At 69.8% G+C, this 15,823-nt stretch carries 17 protein-coding genes; 16 read left to right on the top strand and 1 reads right to left on the bottom strand.

Translation table 11 applies throughout. The annotated features are described in order from the left end of the window. The first annotated feature begins 4 nt into the window (after positions 1–4). Positions 5–241 (top strand): hypothetical protein, encoded by a 237-nt coding sequence (locus tag ACFWMZ_RS18785; RefSeq protein ID WP_383202787.1) that lies wholly within the window; start codon positions 5–7, stop codon positions 239–241. 316 nt (positions 242–557) lie between these two features. Here the strand turns inward: ACFWMZ_RS18785 and ACFWMZ_RS18780 are convergent, their stop codons facing one another. Beyond that, positions 558–1,262 (bottom strand): hypothetical protein, encoded by a 705-nt coding sequence (locus tag ACFWMZ_RS18780; RefSeq protein WP_383202784.1) that lies wholly within the window; start codon positions 1,260–1,262, stop codon positions 558–560. 252 nt (positions 1,263–1,514) lie between these two features. Between ACFWMZ_RS18780 and ACFWMZ_RS18775 the strand changes: the two genes are divergently transcribed. The 15 genes from ACFWMZ_RS18775 (at position 1,515) to ACFWMZ_RS18705 (ending at position 15,813) form a co-directional block, all read left to right on the top strand. Next, complete coding sequence (locus ACFWMZ_RS18775) at positions 1,515–1,844, top strand: hypothetical protein (RefSeq protein ID WP_383202782.1); 330 nt, start codon at positions 1,515–1,517, stop codon at positions 1,842–1,844. After that, the gene (locus ACFWMZ_RS18770; RefSeq protein ID WP_383202779.1) at positions 1,825–3,561 is read left to right on the top strand and encodes a terminase; all 1,737 of its coding nucleotides are present in this window, start codon (positions 1,825–1,827) and stop codon (positions 3,559–3,561) included. Before ACFWMZ_RS18775 ends, ACFWMZ_RS18770 begins: the two co-directional genes overlap by 20 nt. Beyond that, positions 3,558–4,988 carry a phage portal protein gene (locus ACFWMZ_RS18765; protein WP_383202776.1) on the top strand — a complete coding sequence of 477 codons (1,431 nt, stop codon included), beginning with the start codon at positions 3,558–3,560 and terminating at the stop codon, positions 4,986–4,988. Before ACFWMZ_RS18770 ends, ACFWMZ_RS18765 begins: the two co-directional genes overlap by 4 nt. Beyond that, positions 4,969–5,736, top strand: coding sequence for a hypothetical protein (locus tag ACFWMZ_RS18760; protein WP_383202773.1), 768 nt, complete (start codon positions 4,969–4,971; stop codon positions 5,734–5,736). The genes ACFWMZ_RS18765 and ACFWMZ_RS18760 overlap by 20 nt, the downstream gene beginning before the upstream one ends. A 59-nt stretch (positions 5,737–5,795) precedes the next feature. After that, a complete protein-coding gene (locus ACFWMZ_RS18755; protein ID WP_383202770.1) occupies positions 5,796–6,383 on the top strand; it encodes a hypothetical protein in 588 nt (195 codons plus the stop codon). A 15-nt stretch (positions 6,384–6,398) separates the two neighbouring features. Then, positions 6,399–7,352 carry a phage major capsid protein gene (locus ACFWMZ_RS18750; RefSeq protein ID WP_383202767.1) on the top strand — a complete coding sequence of 318 codons (954 nt, stop codon included), beginning with the start codon at positions 6,399–6,401 and terminating at the stop codon, positions 7,350–7,352. 104 nt (positions 7,353–7,456) lie between these two features. Continuing rightward, positions 7,457–8,446: a glycosyltransferase family 4 protein gene (locus tag ACFWMZ_RS18745; protein ID WP_383202764.1), complete on the top strand. Its 990-nt coding sequence runs from the start codon at positions 7,457–7,459 to the stop codon at positions 8,444–8,446. Next, a complete protein-coding gene (locus ACFWMZ_RS18740) occupies positions 8,394–8,807 on the top strand; it encodes a hypothetical protein (RefSeq protein ID WP_383202761.1) in 414 nt (137 codons plus the stop codon). The genes ACFWMZ_RS18745 and ACFWMZ_RS18740 overlap by 53 nt, the downstream gene beginning before the upstream one ends. Beyond that, positions 8,808–9,170, top strand: coding sequence for a hypothetical protein (locus tag ACFWMZ_RS18735; RefSeq protein WP_383202758.1), 363 nt, complete (start codon positions 8,808–8,810; stop codon positions 9,168–9,170). 12 nt (positions 9,171–9,182) lie between these two features. Beyond that, entirely contained in the window at positions 9,183–9,512 is a 330-nt protein-coding gene (locus ACFWMZ_RS18730; RefSeq protein WP_383202755.1) for an HK97 gp10 family phage protein, read from the top strand. Further along, positions 9,512–9,910 (top strand): hypothetical protein, encoded by a 399-nt coding sequence (locus tag ACFWMZ_RS18725; protein WP_383202752.1) that lies wholly within the window; start codon positions 9,512–9,514, stop codon positions 9,908–9,910. The genes ACFWMZ_RS18730 and ACFWMZ_RS18725 overlap by 1 nt, the downstream gene beginning before the upstream one ends. Before the next feature lie 66 nt (positions 9,911–9,976). Then, positions 9,977–10,564, top strand: coding sequence for a phage tail protein (locus ACFWMZ_RS18720; protein WP_383202749.1), 588 nt, complete (start codon positions 9,977–9,979; stop codon positions 10,562–10,564). Between the two features lie 95 nt (positions 10,565–10,659). Next, entirely contained in the window at positions 10,660–11,007 is a 348-nt protein-coding gene (locus ACFWMZ_RS18715) for a hypothetical protein (protein WP_383202747.1), read from the top strand. A 53-nt stretch (positions 11,008–11,060) separates the two neighbouring features. After that, positions 11,061–11,411 carry a hypothetical protein gene (locus ACFWMZ_RS18710; protein WP_383202744.1) on the top strand — a complete coding sequence of 117 codons (351 nt, stop codon included), beginning with the start codon at positions 11,061–11,063 and terminating at the stop codon, positions 11,409–11,411. A 19-nt stretch (positions 11,412–11,430) separates the two neighbouring features. Beyond that, entirely contained in the window at positions 11,431–15,813 is a 4,383-nt protein-coding gene (locus ACFWMZ_RS18705; RefSeq protein ID WP_383202742.1) for a hypothetical protein, read from the top strand. Positions 15,814–15,823: the final 10 nt, after the last annotated feature.

Here is a 15,823-nt window from a genome sequence, read left to right as displayed (position 1 = left end):
CACTGTGGCCAGCAAGGGACGAGCCAAGCGAGGCGGAGCCGAGCAGCTGCGCAGGTACTGGAGCAGCGGCGCGGGCGCAGCCAAGATCAGGTGGGGCACGCCGGGCGACTGGACCAGGTGCAACAGGCAGCTGTCCAAGTACCTCGGACCGCGAGCCAAGGGGTACTGCCAGCGCCTCCACAAGCGCAACACCGGCGTGTACACGGGCTCGCGGGCCAACGTCGGCAGGCGTCGGCGGTAGGCGAGCCGACAGGCAGGCAGCGAGGCGCTCAGGGCCACGCAGGCGGCAGGCAGGCATGGGTCAGGGCGAGGTCATCGTGTCGCGCTGATCATGTCTCTTGATCGTTCGCTGTTGATCAAGCTCCGAAGATCGCGCAGCGAAGATCATGGAGCGAAGTTGATCACTTCACCCCAAGATCACCGCGAGCTGAAATCTTCATGATCGAACCACGATCTCGGTTCGATCAACCTCCGCGAAGGCCCCAGGGGGGATACCCCCGCCCCCCACCGTCTCCCGGATCGGGGCCGTATAGCACCTGACTGTCTGTACGGGTTCCCTAGGTGCCGATCGGAGGCCTCGCCGCAGGCGCCTCGGATCGCACCTGGGCCGGGAGGCCGTAAGGCATGCCCTGGAGGCAGCAGGGGCAACTCGCCTGGGACTCTGGATCGATCTCGAACGGCCCGACTCGGATCATCCGTCGCTCCCTTTCCCGTTGCGACCTACTGGCGTGGAGCGTCTTCATCGAGCTGGCTAGACGCTGTGCAACCTCCGTCCGCTCCTCCTCCCATGACGCCTGATACTTGACGACGGACCAAGCCGTTTCACTCAAGTCGAAATCTGCGCCGGTGAATTCATTCACGATTTTCACTGCACGCGCGACATTGACGCGGAGCGGAATTCTTCGCTGCGCGAGTCCGGTACGCAAGGCAAGTAGTACCTCGTCTGCGGTGGGGGCGACGTAGGCGTGGTAGTCGGCTGAATAATTTGCTCGGTTGGTGACCTCTAGTGTCCACCCGAGCAGCCAGTCTTCCTCAGGTGAAAGATAGAAGCGTGCGCCAGCGCATCTTCCATTGTCGTACTTCAGCGTTTGCAGGTTAGCGTTCGCGGCGATGCGCCTCAGGTTCAGTTCGTTCCGGTCCGATGCGTGCCCATACACCTTCCGGCAGAGAGTCGACCACGTGACCCATACTGGATACGGCTCGCTGGTGCGTGCGCCTTCAAGCGCTGCGGTCAACTTGGATTGAATCGGCGTTCGCGGCATGCAGAAACTCTAGGCACACCTCTCCTTTGCTATCAAATGGGCCACAGCTTCCTAGAAAACTCATACAGGAATCTCCTCATACTGCTCCTATCTTTGGGTGGCGCTATTCGTCCTGCCCTGGTTGCGGGCCTGACTCTGGAGGCCGCCATGATTGCTCACGGTCCAATTCCTAAGCGTAGTGAGGAACGGCGCCGCCGGAACAAGGTCGACGGCCCGGACCTCGCGAAGGCCCCCTCGGGGCCGCCAGCCGATGTGCCGGACCTTCCCGCCCCTGATCCGCGGTGGCACCCCATCGCCACCGACTGGTACCTCTCCCTCCAGGAGTCTGGTCAGGCAGCGTTCTATCAGCCGTCGGACTGGGCCATGGCCCGGTACGCGGCGGAGCTGATGTCGCGCGGCCTGGCCGCGGACAAGCCGCCGAACGGCCAGTACGTGGCGGCGCTCAACTCGGTGATGGCGAGCCTGCTGACGACGGAGGGCGACCGGCGCCGGGCCCGGATCGAGCTGGAGCGGAAGAAGACCGGGCCGACCCTGGCGCCGGTGAAGCCGCTGGACGCGTACCGTGACCTCGCCTCGGGCTGAGATTCCCGAGGTCGTCCAGCCCTCGATCATCGGCCCGACGTGGCGCCGCGGCGCAGACGGCCGGTTCGTCCTCCCCGAGTACACGCTCGGCTGGCACGCACTCGCCTGGACGGCGACCTACCTTCAGCACTACGTGGGCAAGCCGTGGCAGTACACGCCGGAGCAGGCCCGCCTGACGCTGTGGTGGTACGCACTGGACCCGGCGACGAACCGGTTCCTGTGGCGCGACGGCGTGATCCAGCGGTTGAAGGGCTGGGGCAAGGACCCGCTGATCGCGACCTGGAGCGCCTTCGAGTTCGTCGGGCCGTGCCGTTTCGGTGAGGTCGCGGACGAGGGCAACCCCTGGGGTGTTCCGGCCGGGCAGCCGCTGGGTGTGCAGCATCCGGCGGCGTGGGTGCAGATCGCGGCGGTGTCGCAGGACCAGACGCGGAACACGATGACGCTGTTCCCGAGCATCCTGTCGAAGCGGGCGATCGAGGAGTACCGGATCGACCTCGGCAAGGAGATCATCTACGCCGACAAGGGTCGGGCCCGCATCGAGGCTGTCACCTCGTCGCCCCGCGCGCTGGAGGGCGGCCGGCCGACGGCCGTGAACCTCGGTGAGACCCACCACTGGCTGGAGTCGAACCAGGGGCACGAGATGGCTGCGGTCATCGAGCGCAACGCCACCAAGTCGGCGGACGGGCAGTCCCGCACGCTGGCGAACACGAACGCCTACGAGCCCGGCGAGGACTCGGTTGCGGAGCGCACGCGGGAGGCGTTCGAGTCGGCGGAGGCCGGCCGGGCGGCCGACGTGGGCCTGTTCTACGACTCGTTGGAGGCGCCCGCTGAGGCGCTGCTGACGGAGGAGTGGATCGAGCCGACGCTGCGGGCGGTGCGGGGTGACTCGGTGTGGCTGGACATCGACAGGCTGAAGGCGTCGATCCTCGACGTGCGGAACCCGCCGAGCCGTAGCCGCCGGTTCTGGTTCAACCAGGTCGTGGCGGCGGAGGATGCCTACCTTGCGCCCTACGAGTGGGACGCCTGCCGGAGCGAGGGCGTCGTCCTGGAGGGCGGTGACGAGCTGGCTCTGTTCTTCGACGGCTCCAAGAGCGACGACGCGACCGCCCTGGTGGGCTGCCGCCTGTCGGACGGGCACGTCGTAAAGCTCGGCGTGTGGCAGCGGCCCGCGGGCTGGCCGGAGAACCGGCCGTGGCGGGTCCCTCGCGAGGAGGTGGACGGCGTGGTCGAGCAGACCTTCGCGCGGTACAAGCCCCTCGCGTTCTTCGCCGACCCGGGCGCCGGCCAGGATGACACGGACGGCGAGCGGTACTGGGACGGCTACATCGACTCGTGGGCGCAGCGGTACGGCAAGCGGCTGAAGCTGAAGGCTGTGACGTCCGGCCCCCGGGCGCATGCGGTCCTGTGGGACATGCGTGACCCGCGCAATCAGCAGGTTTTCACGGAGGGTGTGGATCGTTTCTACCGGGACGTGCTGGAGCGTCAGCTGTCGCACGACGGGAGCCGCGAGTTGCGGCGCCACATCGGCAACGCGCGCCGCCGGACGAACCGGTGGGGCTACACGATCGGTAAGGAGCACCGCGAGTCCGCCCGGAAGATCGACCTCGCGGTGTGCGCGATCGGCGCACGGATGCTGCGCCGGATGGCTTTGAACAGCCCGTCGTGGGCGAAGCGCTCGCGGGTGCGAGGCAAGGGGAGGGTGGTGGTGCTGCGATGACGACCACGATCCCTGATCTGCCGCTGCTGTCGCTGTCGGACGACGAGACGAACCTGATGGCGGCGCTGCGCTCGGACCTGCTCAGCCAGCGGTTCAAGCTGGAGTTGCTCGACGCGTACTTCAACGGCGGGCAGCTCGTCCGCGACTTGGGTATCTCGATCCCTCCGCAGCTGAAGGGCCTGCATACGGTGATCGGCTGGCCGAGGATCGGCGTGGAGGCGCTGGAGCAGCGTCTCGATCTGGAGGCGTTCCGCTGGGCGGACGGCTCGGACTCTGCCGACCTGGCGGAGATCGCGGAGGCGAACGACCTTTACGACGAGGCGAGCCTGGCCCACCTGGACGCGCTGACCTACGGCCGGGAGTACGTGACGGTCGGGTCGGGCGACGGCGGCATGCCGCCTCTGATCACCTACGAGTCGCCGCTCGACATGACCTTGTTCTGGGACGCGCGGCTGCGGATTGCGACGGCGGCCCTGCGGGAGTCGGTGGAGGACGGTGAGCGGATCGCGACGCTGTACCTGCCGGACCAGACGATCCACGCGGTCGAAGTACAGGGTGGCTGGGAGGTCTACGACCGAGACGTGCACCGGCTGGGCATGGTGCCGGTCCTGCGAATGGCCAACCGCCAGCGCACCGCCGACCGGATCGGCAAGTCGGAGATCACGCCTGAGGTCATGTCGATCACGGACGCCGCCTGCCGGCGCCTGATGGGCATGGAGGTAGCTGCGGAGTTCTTCGGCGCCCCGCAGCGGTACATCCTCGGCGCGTCCGAGGGTGCCTTCCAGGACGCCGAGGGCAACGCCAAGAGCGCCTGGGAGACGTACATCGGCAGGGTGTTGGCGATGGAGCGCGACGAGGACGGCGCCGTCCCTACCGTCGGCCAGTTCGCCGCACACGACCCGACTGGCATGACGCGAATCATCGACCTGTACGCGCGGATCATGGCGACTCAGCTCGGGCTGCCGCCGCACATGCTGGGCTACACCAGCGACAACCCTGCCTCCGCCGACGCGATCCGCAGCAGCGAAGCGATGCTGGTGAAGAAGTCTGAGCGCAGGATCAGGCGCTTCGGGGCGACGCACCGGGATGCGATGCGCCTCGCCCTGTGGGTGCGGGACGGGGCGCCGCCGGACAAGGCCCGCCGCATCGACACGGTGTGGCGGAACCCGGCCACGCCGACGGTGGCGGCCGCGACCGACGCCGCGGTCAAGCTGGTCGGTGCAGGGATTCTCCCGGCTGACGGCGACGTGGTGCTGGAGATGGCGGGGCTCACCGAGGAGCAGCGGCAGCGGGTCCAGGCGGAGCGCCGCCGGTCCGGTGTCGCGGCGACAGGGCAGGGCCTGATGGACCGCCTGGCCGCCCTCGGCGAGGCCCCTGCGGGCGCGTCGGAGGAGGCGGAGGTGCCCGATGGCATCGACGGTCTCTGATGGCGGCCGGGACTCGGACCGCTACCGAGCGGCGCAGCGCGGGCTGACGCGTTTGCTGGTGCGGGATGTGCGAGGGCTGCGGCGGCTGATCTTGCCGTCACGGCTGCGCACGTCGGTGCCGGACTGGATCGGCGCGGTGCAGGCCGTCATCGACCAGTACGCGCGCACCTCTGCCGCGCTCGGCGCCGAGTTCTACGACGCCCAGCGGGCGGCGGCTGCCGCGCCGGGCCCCTTCACGGTTCCAGTGCAGGACCCGCCGCCGGCCGACCAGTCCGAGGCCAGCCTCCGCTGGGCAACGAAAGACCTCTGGGGCCGAGAGCCTGAGCAGGCGACCGAGGCTCAACAGCAACCGATCGAGACGCGGCTGACACAGGCAGAGAAGAAGGCTGAGGCTGTCGCGCAGAAGCTCGTCACGGACGCCGGGCGCAACACCGTCCGGGAGGCGGTGCGACAGGACCGGCAGGCGACGGCCTGGGCGCGGGCAGCGGCCCTCGACTCCTGCCACTTCTGCAAGATGCTCGCGGTCCGAGGCGCCGTCTACAAGCAGGACACAGCAGACTTCCGGGCCCACGACGGCTGCCACTGCGGCGTGGTCCCGGTCTTCAAGGGGCAGCGCTTCGAGCTGTCCGACAAGGCCAAGGAGTGGGAGCGCTTGTACCAGGAGTACGCGGCGCCTTACTCCGGAGACCAGCTGGCCCGCTTCCGCCGGGCGCTGGCCGAGCACGGGCACCTGCCCGCCGCTCACTGACCCACCCTCACGGCCGTCCTGGCGGCGGCCTTTCTCAGCCCCAGGAGGGCGACACAGCTATGCCCGAAGAGACCCAGACCGAGCAGGTCGAGCAGCAGCCGCAGGAGCCGGAGAGCGCCCCGGAGGCGGACGGCAGGACGGGCCCCTGGTCCGACCCGGAGGCGGCACGCCGGGAGATCGAGAAGCTCCGCCGAGAGGCCGCGGGCCACCGCACGAAGGTGCGGGAGCTGGAGCCGCTCGCCGCGAAGGCGAAGGAGCTGGAGGACGCGCAGAAGTCGGAGGCGGAGCGGCTCACCGAGCAGCTCACCGCCGAACGGGAGCGCGCCGCGGCGGCCACTCGCAGCGCGGTCGCCGCGAAGGTCGAGGCGCTCGCCGCGAAGACCTTCGCGGATCCGGAGGACGCGGCCGGCGCGCTGGACCTGACGGCCTATGTCGACGAGTCCGGTGCCATCGACACCAGCCGCATCCAGGCCGACCTGGCGGCGCTGCTGGAGCGCAAGCCGCACTGGGCCCGTCCCGAAGACGGTCCGCGCCGTCCGGCGCCGGACCGCACGCAGGGCTCCTCGGGCAACGGCAACCGAACCCCATCCGATCCGGCGGCCGAGTTCGCCGGCTTCATGGCCCGCTCGCTTGAGCGCGGCCGCTGAGAAAGGTAGGCCCTCATGGCCACGAACCCCATCAAGCTCTCGGACGTCGACCCGACGTTCCTTCCGCCCACGCTCACCGGGCCGATCTTCGACAAGTCCGTCGAGCAGTCCGCCGTGATGGCGCTGTCGCGGCAGGTCCCGCTGTCCATGAGCGCGAACACGGCGGTCCCGGTGCCGCTGGACGTGCCGACCGCGGACTGGGTCGACCAGGCCGGCCGGAAGCCGCTGGGCACCGGCGGCATGGAGATCAAGCAGATGACCGGCAAGAAGATCGCCGTGCTCATCCCGGTCGCCATGGAGGTCGTGCAGTCCAACGCGGCGGGGCTGTGGTCGCAGCTCCAGAACGACCTGCCGACCGCGTTCTCCCGGGCCTTCGACCGCGCGGCGATCCACGGTAAGACGATGAAGGGCGCCACCGGCCCCTTCGCCGACTTCCTCGCCGACACGTCCAAGAGCGTCACGCTTGGCGCCTCTTCGCAGGCGACGGGCGGGATCTGGAAGGACTTCGTCAACGGCATGGAGGAGGTCGTTGACGACGACTGGGACTACACCGGCACCGTCGCCGACCACCGCCTTCAGCCGAAGCTGATGGGCGCGACCGACACCACGGGCCGGCCCATCTTCGTGGAGACCCGCACTCCGGGTGCGGACATGGCGATGGCTGGCTCCCTCATCGGAAACCCGCTCGCCTACTCCCGCGCAGTGTCGGGCAAGGTGCGGCGCCAGTCGACCAGCGTCGACTCCGGGCTGCGGGCGATCGGCGGCGACTGGTCGCAGACGGCCTATGGCGTCGGCATGGACATCTCGGTGAAGATCTCCCGTGAGGCGACGTATATCGACGAGGACGGCGGCGTGCACTCCGCGTTCCAGGAGAACCTGGTGCTGCTGCTGGCCGAGGCGTACTACGGGTTCGTCCTCGGCGACCCGGACGCCTTCGTCAAGTACGTCTCGACGCCGGCGGGCTCCTGATGGGGGCCGCCCCGGCTTCCGCGCCGGGCGGGGCGGCCAAGCCCTTGAGGATTGTCGCCAGGGTGCATGCGATGCCCCCGCGTCACAACGCGGGGGCGGAGCACATGCTCGTGAGCATGCTTCGGCCGCTGGTCGAGCGTGGGCACGACGTGTCCGTCTGGCTGTCTCGATATACGGATGACCGCGAGGTCTACGAGTACGAGGGCGTCACCGTGGTGCCGTTGGCCGCGAGGCTGGACTTCGCGGACGCGGCCCGCAAGGCGCACGTCCTGCTGTCGCACCTGGAGAACGTCCCGGCGACCAGCGCGCTGGCCCGGGGCTTCGGTCGACCGTTCGTGTCCGTGGTCCACAACACCCACCGGCCAAGCTTCCGGCACATGGCGGCGGGCGGGACGGCGCTCGCCGTCTACAACAGCACGTGGATGGAGCGGGAGGCGGAGCTGTTCTTCGGGGAGTACCCGGAGGCGATCCGTCCGGACCGGTCGCTGGTGGTCCGGCCGCCGGTCTTCGCCGACGACTACCGGACTAAGCCGGGCGATTGCATCACCCTGATCAACTGCAATGAGGACAAGGGCGGCGACCTGTTCTGGAGGATCGCCGCACGCATGCCGAACCACCAGTTCCTCGGGGTGCGCGGGGCTTACGGCGTGCAGGTCGATGACCCTCCGGAGCCGATCCCGAACCTCACGTACATCGACCATGTGCCGGGCGATGAGATGGCCAAGCGGGTGTACGGCCGTACCAAGGTGCTGCTGATGCCGTCCGGCTACGAGAGTTGGGGCCGCACGGGCGTGGAGGCGATGGCGTCCGGCATCCCGGTCGTTGCTCACCCCACGCCGGGCCTCTGTGAGTCGCTGGGCGAGGCCGGGGTGTTCGCGGACCGGGACGACCTCGACGCCTGGCTCGTCACCCTAGAGAGGCTCCTCAAGCCAACCGAGTGGCGGAAGGCCAGCAAGCGGGCCAGCGCCCGCTCGGCCGCCCTCGATCCCGCTGGGGACCTGACCGCCTGGTGTGACGCCATCGAGGATCTGGGAGGGCGCCGTGTTCGTATCTCCGACCGCCGAGCAGCTCGGGTTGTATCTCGGGCTGCCTGAGATCGACGGCGCCCGCGCTGACCTGCTCATCGCGCAGGCTGTCGCACTGTGCGAGACGGTCGTCCGCCCTCTGCCGGAGCAGGCCACGGCCGTGGTGCTGTCGGCGGCGGGTCGGGCCTACGTCAACCCGCAGCAGATCAGCTACGAGACGATCGGCCCGATGTCGGTGCAGCGCCCGAGCGGTAGCGGCGGCCTGTACCTGACGAAGGCCGACAAGGCCGCGCTCAAGTCGCTGGCCGGCCGGGGTGGCGCGTTCACCGTCGACCCGACTCCGGACTCGGCCGATCCGTCTCCGACGTGGCCGGCCGATCCGGATATCGGGCCGGACTTGGTGTACGAGCCCGGGTGGGGGTGGGTCTGAGTGCCCGCCCCGTACCCCTACGGGGAGACGGTGGTGCGGCGCCGGCGCGGCCCGTCGCCGGGCCGGGACCCGCGCGGCCAGCCCATCCCGGGCCCGGTCACGGACACTCCGATCGCTGGCTGTGTCGTCGCGCCCCGCGCGGAGACCCCGCAGGTGGGTGGCGCCGAGCAGCAGGCCAGGGACACGGTCATCGTCGGCTACACCGTCTACGCCCCCGCGGGCAGCGACGTGCTGACGACGGACCAGTTCATCATCCGCGGCGAGGTGTGCGAGGTGACCGGCTGGCCCGGCGACTGGGGCCGAAGCCCCTTCAGCGGGTTGCCCGGCCCGGTGCAGTTCGCCGCCGACCGCGTGACCGGCTGAGAGGAGCGCGCTATGGCCCAGGCCAGGTTCAAGATGTCCCGGAAGGGCGTCGGCCAGCTGCTGCGCAGCCCGATGGTCCGCGCGGAGATGGAGCGGCGCGCCTCGCTCATCGAGGCCGTAGCCGTCTCGATCTCCCCCGTGGGCGGCCCGGGCGACCCGAGCCCGGGCCAGTACAAGGCGTCGTGGTCGACCTCGTCGACGGCGCGCGGCGGCCGGAACCGAGACAGGGCGACCGCGACCGTGCGCAACAGCAGCTACTACGCCCGGTGGGTGGAGTATGGCACCGAGCGGGTCCCTGCCCACCACGTGCTGCTCCGCGCGGCCCGCGCAGGGGGCCGCTGATGGCCGCCCCCGTCGGATCGGTGGATGTCGAGCTGCTGCTGATCGGCTGGCTTCAGGTGCGCCTGCCGGACGTGGTGGTCCGCGACGAGCTGGACAACCGGCTCCTTGCCGAGCTGCCGACCGTGCAGGTGCAGCGGGTCGGCGGGAGCGACGACGGCCTGCGCCTCGACCGTGCCCTCGTCGACGTCGACGTGTACGCGGCGACCCGGGCCGAGGCCATCACCCTGGCCGGAACGGTCCGCGGCCTGCTCCTCGGCGAGCTGCGCGGCTCGGCCAACGAGGTGGCCGTGGTCGGTCGGGTCGCGACCGTCTCTCCGCCGGTGGCCCGGCCCTACGAGAACACATCGCTCCGCCGAGTCGGGGCGATCTACGAAATCTACTGCCACCCGGCTACCTGACCGGGTAGGCCCGCGCCTTCCCTCAACCCCGCCGCCGCGCGGGGTTCTCGCATGTCTGGAGACCTCATGGTTCAGATCACCCGCGCGGCGGACCTCACCGTCATCGGCGCGAACGGCGGCGGCTGGGTAGCCCCCACCGGCTCCTCGGCGCCGGACTCGCCGCTCACCCAGCCGCTCGCCCCCTGGGCGGCGCTCGGCGCCATCTCGGACGACGGCCTGGTGTACGGCTTCGACGAGGACTCCCAGGAGTTCACCCCCTGGGGCCTCACCTCGCCGTTCCGCACGCAGATCACCAAGAGCGTGCGGACGTTCGGGCTGACGCTTTGGGAGACCTCGCGCACCACGGTGCAGTCGATCATGTACCGCATCCCCGAGGGCGACCTGGTGCCCGACGTCGACGGCATCACCAGCTTCGCGGAGACCGCGAGTCCGACGCCGGACCGTCGCGCTTGGTGGTTCGTCGTCCTCGACGGCGCGACCGCCAAGGGCTTCTACGTCCCCCAGGGCGAGATCTCCGACCGCAGTGACGTCACCTTCAAGCAGGACGAGATGTCCGGCTACGAGATCACCGTGACCGCGTACCCGGACGAGGCGGGCAACACCGTCTACCACACGGACTCGGTCCCGGCGACGCCGCTCGCGCCGTCGTCCTGACCCCCTGACTGGTGGGCGGGCCGACAACCGTCGGCGCGGGCCCGGCCCGCCCACCTCCTTCCCGAGCCCGCGCCCCTGAGAGAAAGGCCCGCGCCATGCCCGCCACCCAAAAGCAGATCGAGGCCGCCGAGGCCCAGGAGGTCGAGGCCGCCACCGAGTTCGTCACCGTGTCCCTCGCCGGGTACGACGGCGTCAGCAAGGATGTCCGCGCCCGCCTCGCCACCCGCTGGCGCGCCTCCGCACTCCGCGCCCTCAACTCGGGCGACATGGACACCTTCATGGAACTCGTCCTCCACGAGGACGACTACGGCACCTACGAGGACCTCGACCCCGACATGGACGCCATCGGGCACTTCGCGCAGGCCGTGGGCGAGGCGAGCGGGGAGGCCCTGGGGAAATCCAGTGGGCCGCGTCCGTCCTCCAGGAACACGCGGAAGCGGTAGAGGTCGACCTCCTCGAACGCGGCCTGGACGTCCTCGACGTCCACCGGGGGCGGATGACGTGGCGACGGCTGCGGGTGCTGATCCAGCACCTGCCGCCCGAGTCCCACACCATGACCGCCCTGCGCAACTCCCTGACCGCCGAGGAACTGGCGGAGCAGAGCGAAGGCGGTAAGCCGGAGAAGGGCCGCTGGTCCCAGGCTGATCAGCTCCTCGCGCTCATCGCCGACCGCGTCGCGCGCCTTGAATACGTCACCGTCCTCGCCAACACCGGCAAGGGCTCCAAGAAGCCCACCGCGCCGGAACCAATCCGGCGACCTGGGGCGGGCGCACCGCCACCGAAGCAGCAGATGACCGAGGGCGGCGCAGAGGTGCTGTTCCGCCTGATCAATGGGGGCGCCGCGTAGCGCCACGGAGGGAGGCTCCGTGGCCGCCATCACCCTCGGGTCCGTCGAGGTCGACGTCATCCCCTCAACGCAGGGGATCTACCAGCGGCTTCGCGCCGGGCTCGTCCCGGCCGCGACCCGGGCCGGCGAGGATGCCGGATCGGCCGCAGGGCGCGCTTTCGGCCCGGCCATGCGGTCCGAGGTCGGCAATATCGGCATGTCCCTCGGGCAGCAGATCGGGCAGCAGATCGCCGCCCGGATCACCTCCGAGGTGCGGGGCGCGCTCCGAGACGGCGTCACCCAGGGTGGCGCCCCCGCCCGTGCGGCGGCCACCCGGCAGGGCGACCAGACCGGCTCCGCCTTCGGTCGCAGTCTCCGCACCCGCGTCGAGGCAGCGGTGCGGAGCCTCCCCGAGATTCGCCTTGACGCGGACTCCACGGAGGCAGAGCGGGAGATCCACCACCTGCGCCGTCAGCTCCAGTCGATCACGGACGCCCGCATTGGCGTGGACGTGGACGCGGCCCGTGCGGTCGCCGAGCTGGAACGCATCCAGGTGCGACTGCGGCAGGTGTCCGCCTCGGATGCGGACATCGCAGTCCGTGTCGACGCGGGCGCCGCCGCCGCCGAGCTGTCCGCCGTGCACAGCATGGTCAATGCCCTGGACCGCGATGACGTGCGCATCCGTATCGACACCTCCGGCGCCATGTCAGCGATCTTCCAGCTGACCGTCGCGATGGGGGCGCTGGCAGCCGTGCCCGCGATCCCTGTCCTCGCGGCCGGGATCGGTTCGATCGCCTCGGCCGGCGTGGCTGCTGGTGTGGGCGTGGGCGCCCTCGCCGCGGTTGCGGTGCCTGCCGTGCAGGGGATCGCCGGCGCCCTCCAGGCACAGAAGGCCGCCCAGGACGCGGCGACGTCCAGCACCAGCCAGGGCGGCGCGGCGACTTCGCAGGCCGCCTCCCGGGCACTTCAGATGGCGGGCGCCCAGCAGGCGCTGGCCACCGCGCATCGGAACGCCTCCCGGCAGATCTCACAGGCGGAGCAGGCTGTCGCGGACGCGGTCCGGTCGGCGGCTGACGCGAACCGGCAGGCCGCGCAGCAGGTGAAGCAGGCTAAGCAGTCTCTCGCCGACGCGGTTCAGCAGGCTGCGGACCGGCAGCGGTCGGCAGCCGAGGTCGTATCGCGCGCCGAGGAGTCCCTCGCGGATGCCCAGCGCACCGCCCGCCAGGCACAGCTGGATCTGACGCAGGCCCGGAAGGACGCCGCGCAGGAACTCCTTGACCTGGAACAGCAGCTCACCAACTCCAAGCTGTCCGAGCGGGACGCGGCGCTCAGCGTGAAGGAGGCTGAGGAGCGGCTCCGCGCGGCGACAGCCGAGGGCAGCCGCGCCACCCAGCTGGAGCGGGACCGTGCCGCGCTGTCGCTGGAGCAGGCCCAGCAGCGCCTCAAGGAGCAGCAGGCCGAGACGAAGAACCTGACGAAGGAGAAGAAGGCCGCCGACAAGGCGGGCGTCGAGGGCTCCGAGACCGTCCGCAAGGCGCAGGAGCAGCTGGCCAAGGCGGAGCAGGGCATCGTCGACCAGCAGAAGGCGCTGGGTAAGGCTCGCGAGGAGGCGGCTCGCCAGCAGGTGGAGTCGCAGAAGCAGATCGCGACCGCGCAGGAGCGGGTCTCGGAGTCTCAGAAGAACGTGGCCCGCACGCAGGAGGACGGGGCGCGGAGCGTGGCGCGCGCGCAGGAGTCTCTGGCAGCGGCGCACCAGTCGGCGGCGGACTCGATCGCCTCGGCGCAGCGGCAGGTGGCGTCGGCGTCGCAGCAGGCGGCCGGCGGCGTGGACCAGGCGGCCGCAGCGCAGGCCCGATATCAGGCTGAGCTGGCCAACCTCACGCCGGCGGCCCGCGCGACGTTCGACGCGTTCGTGTCGCTGCGGGACGCGTTCGGCGAGTGGTCGGAATCGCTCCAGCCGCACGTGATGCCGATCTTCACCCGGGCCCTGGAGGGGATCAAGAACTCCCTGCCGGGCCTGACGCCGATCGTGATCGCGGCCGCCGAGGCGATCTCCTCGCTACAGGACCGCGTGTCCAAGGGCTTTAAGAGTCCCTGGTGGAAGGAGTTCAAGGCCGACCTGGACGGCGCCGTCGGCCCCGCGATCGAGGGGCTCGGTGTCTCCTTCGGCCGGGTGTTCAAGGGCATGGCCGGGATCATCCAGGCGTTCTTCCCGCACATGGATTCGATCTCGTCTCGGATGCAGAGCATCACCGGCCGCTTCGCCGAGTGGGGCACCAGCCTGAAGGGGTCCCCAGAGTTCGAGCGATTCCTCGGCTACTCCTCGGAAATGGCGCCGAAGCTCGGCAACGCGCTGCGCGAGATAGGCGGTGCGCTGCTCAACGTCGGGCAGGCCCTGAGCCCCGTCTCGGGTCCGCTGCTGGACATGGTCGCGGGCGTGGCGAGTGCCATCGGCACGATCGCGGACAAAGCGCCGTGGGCGGTCAGCCTGCTGTACGGGCTGATCGTCGCCACAAAGCTGTGGACACTCGCGACCGTGGCGGCCGCGGCGGCGCAGCGGGCCTGGGCTATCGCAGTCGGCCTGTTCAACCTCGCGATGAGGATGTCGCCGATCGGCTGGGTCGTCACGCTCATCGGCGTGCTTGTTGCGGCGATTGTGTGGGTTGCGACCCAGACGACATGGTTCCAGGATGCCTGGGCTGTCGCCTGGGCGGCGATCCGGGATGCTGCTTCATGGGCGTGGCGCAACATCATCAAGCCTGCCCTGGAGGGGCTGCAAAAGGCGCTGCGGGCCTGTGGTGATGTGGCGAAGTGGCTGTGGCAGAAGGCCATCAAGCCTGCCATGTCCGGTATCGGCGAGGCCGTCAAGGTGGCCTGGAAGAGCGTCGTCAAGCCTGCGCTCGATGCCTTCGTGCGCGGTTTGAGGACGGTGGGCGACTGGGCGAAGTGGCTTCGCGACAAGGCGATCAGGCCTGTCTGGAATGGCATCCGGGATGCCATCTCGTCCGTCTACAACAAGGGCATCAAGCCCGTCTTCGAAGGCCTGAAGGGCGCTGTCCGGAAGGTCGCCGACAGCTTCAAGTCGGCGCGGGACTCGATCAAGACGGCATGGAACAAGCTCAAGGACATCGCCCGAAAGCCTGTCCAGTATGTCGTCGACGTCGTCTACAACAACGGCATCCGCGGCGCCTGGAACCTGATCGCGAAGGCGTTCGGCGCGACTCCACTGCCGAAGTACACCTTCGCGAGCGGCGGCATCATGCCCGGCTACACGCCGGGTCGGGACGTTCACCGCTTCGTCTCTCCGACCGGCGGGGCGCTGGAGTTGTCCGGCGGCGAGGCCATCATGCGGCCGGAGTTCACCCGGGCCGTGGGCCCGTCCTTCGTCGGGGCCATGAACTCCCTGGCGAAGCGGGGCGGCACCGGCGCGGTCCGGGACGCCCTCGGCCCCATGGTCGGCGGCAACCCGAACACGCCCACCGACCGCACCCTGAAGTACGCGGACGGCGGGATTTTCGGGTGGATCAAGAAGGCCGGGTCAGCGGCGCTCGGCGCCGGGTCCGCCGTCTGGAACAAGGTGAAGGAGGGCGCCTCCTGGCTCGGCGACACCCTGGAGGGATCGGCTCGCGCGGGAGTGAAGCATGTTGTCGACCCGCTGCTGACGAAGTTCCCCGGCATGGACTCGGGCTTTGGCAGGATGATCCGCAAGGTCCCCACCAAGATCATCGACTCGCTGTTCGGCTACAGCAAGAAGGCCGACGACAAGGGCGCCGGCGGTATCGGCGGCCCGCGCATCCAGGCTGGCCTGAAGTGGGCCCGCACCCAGCACGGCAAGCGGTACCAGTGGGGCGGCAACGGCAACCCGTCGTGGGACTGCAGCGGCTTCATGAGCGCGATCGAGTCCGTGATCCGAGGCCAGAAGCCCCATCGACGCTGGGCGACCGGAGCGTTCTCCGGCCGGACGGCGCCCCCCGGGTGGCGGCTGCGGGAGAAGTCCCCGTTCATGGTCGGCATCACCAACAAGGGTGTTGGCCACACGGCGGGCACCATCGGAAAGGTCAACGTGGAGTCGCGGGGCGGGGACGGTGTCGTCGTCGGCAAGCGGGCCCGCGCCTACAACGACCGGATGTTCAGCTCCTGGTACGGCTTCAAGCCAGGCACCTACGACAGCGGGGGCTACATCCCGCCGGGCCTGAACTTGGTGAACAACGGGACGGGTAAGCCCGAGCCGGTGTTCACCACGGCGCAGGCCAACGCCCTGACCCGCATGGCCAACGCCCGCACCACAGCCTCGGGACCCGCCACCTTCGAGGGGAACCTGTACCTCGACTCGGGCGAGTTCCTCGGCCGCGTTCGCGGTGAGGCCGAACAGGTCATGCAACAGGGTCAGCGGCAGCTGATCTCCATCATCAACGCGAGCTGAGGAGGCCACC

The sequence above is a fragment of the Streptomyces sp. NPDC058373 genome, assembly GCF_042723275.1.
In the GTDB taxonomy this organism is placed as follows: domain Bacteria; phylum Actinomycetota; class Actinomycetes; order Streptomycetales; family Streptomycetaceae; genus Streptomyces.
Note: the sequence above shows the minus strand (reverse complement) of the source record. Positions and strands in the feature narration are given on the sequence as shown.

Bases quoted from the DNA above. Each gene is read 5' to 3' on its own strand.
- ACFWMZ_RS18780 (WP_383202784.1), bottom strand. From the start codon at position 1,262: ATGCCGCGAACGCCGATTCAATCCAAGTTGACCGCAGCGCTTGAAGGC.
- ACFWMZ_RS18765 (WP_383202776.1), top strand. From the start codon at position 3,558: ATGACGACCACGATCCCTGATCTGCCGCTGCTGTCGCTGTCGGACGAC.
- ACFWMZ_RS18760 (WP_383202773.1), top strand. From the start codon at position 4,969: ATGGCATCGACGGTCTCTGATGGCGGCCGGGACTCGGACCGCTACCGA.
- ACFWMZ_RS18755 (WP_383202770.1), top strand. From the start codon at position 5,796: ATGCCCGAAGAGACCCAGACCGAGCAGGTCGAGCAGCAGCCGCAGGAG.
- ACFWMZ_RS18750 (WP_383202767.1), top strand. From the start codon at position 6,399: ATGGCCACGAACCCCATCAAGCTCTCGGACGTCGACCCGACGTTCCTT.
- ACFWMZ_RS18745 (WP_383202764.1), top strand. From the start codon at position 7,457: ATGCTCGTGAGCATGCTTCGGCCGCTGGTCGAGCGTGGGCACGACGTG.
- ACFWMZ_RS18730 (WP_383202755.1), top strand. From the start codon at position 9,183: ATGGCCCAGGCCAGGTTCAAGATGTCCCGGAAGGGCGTCGGCCAGCTG.
- ACFWMZ_RS18725 (WP_383202752.1), top strand. From the start codon at position 9,512: ATGGCCGCCCCCGTCGGATCGGTGGATGTCGAGCTGCTGCTGATCGGC.
- ACFWMZ_RS18720 (WP_383202749.1), top strand. From the start codon at position 9,977: ATGGTTCAGATCACCCGCGCGGCGGACCTCACCGTCATCGGCGCGAAC.
- ACFWMZ_RS18715 (WP_383202747.1), top strand. From the start codon at position 10,660: ATGCCCGCCACCCAAAAGCAGATCGAGGCCGCCGAGGCCCAGGAGGTC.
- ACFWMZ_RS18710 (WP_383202744.1), top strand. From the start codon at position 11,061: ATGACGTGGCGACGGCTGCGGGTGCTGATCCAGCACCTGCCGCCCGAG.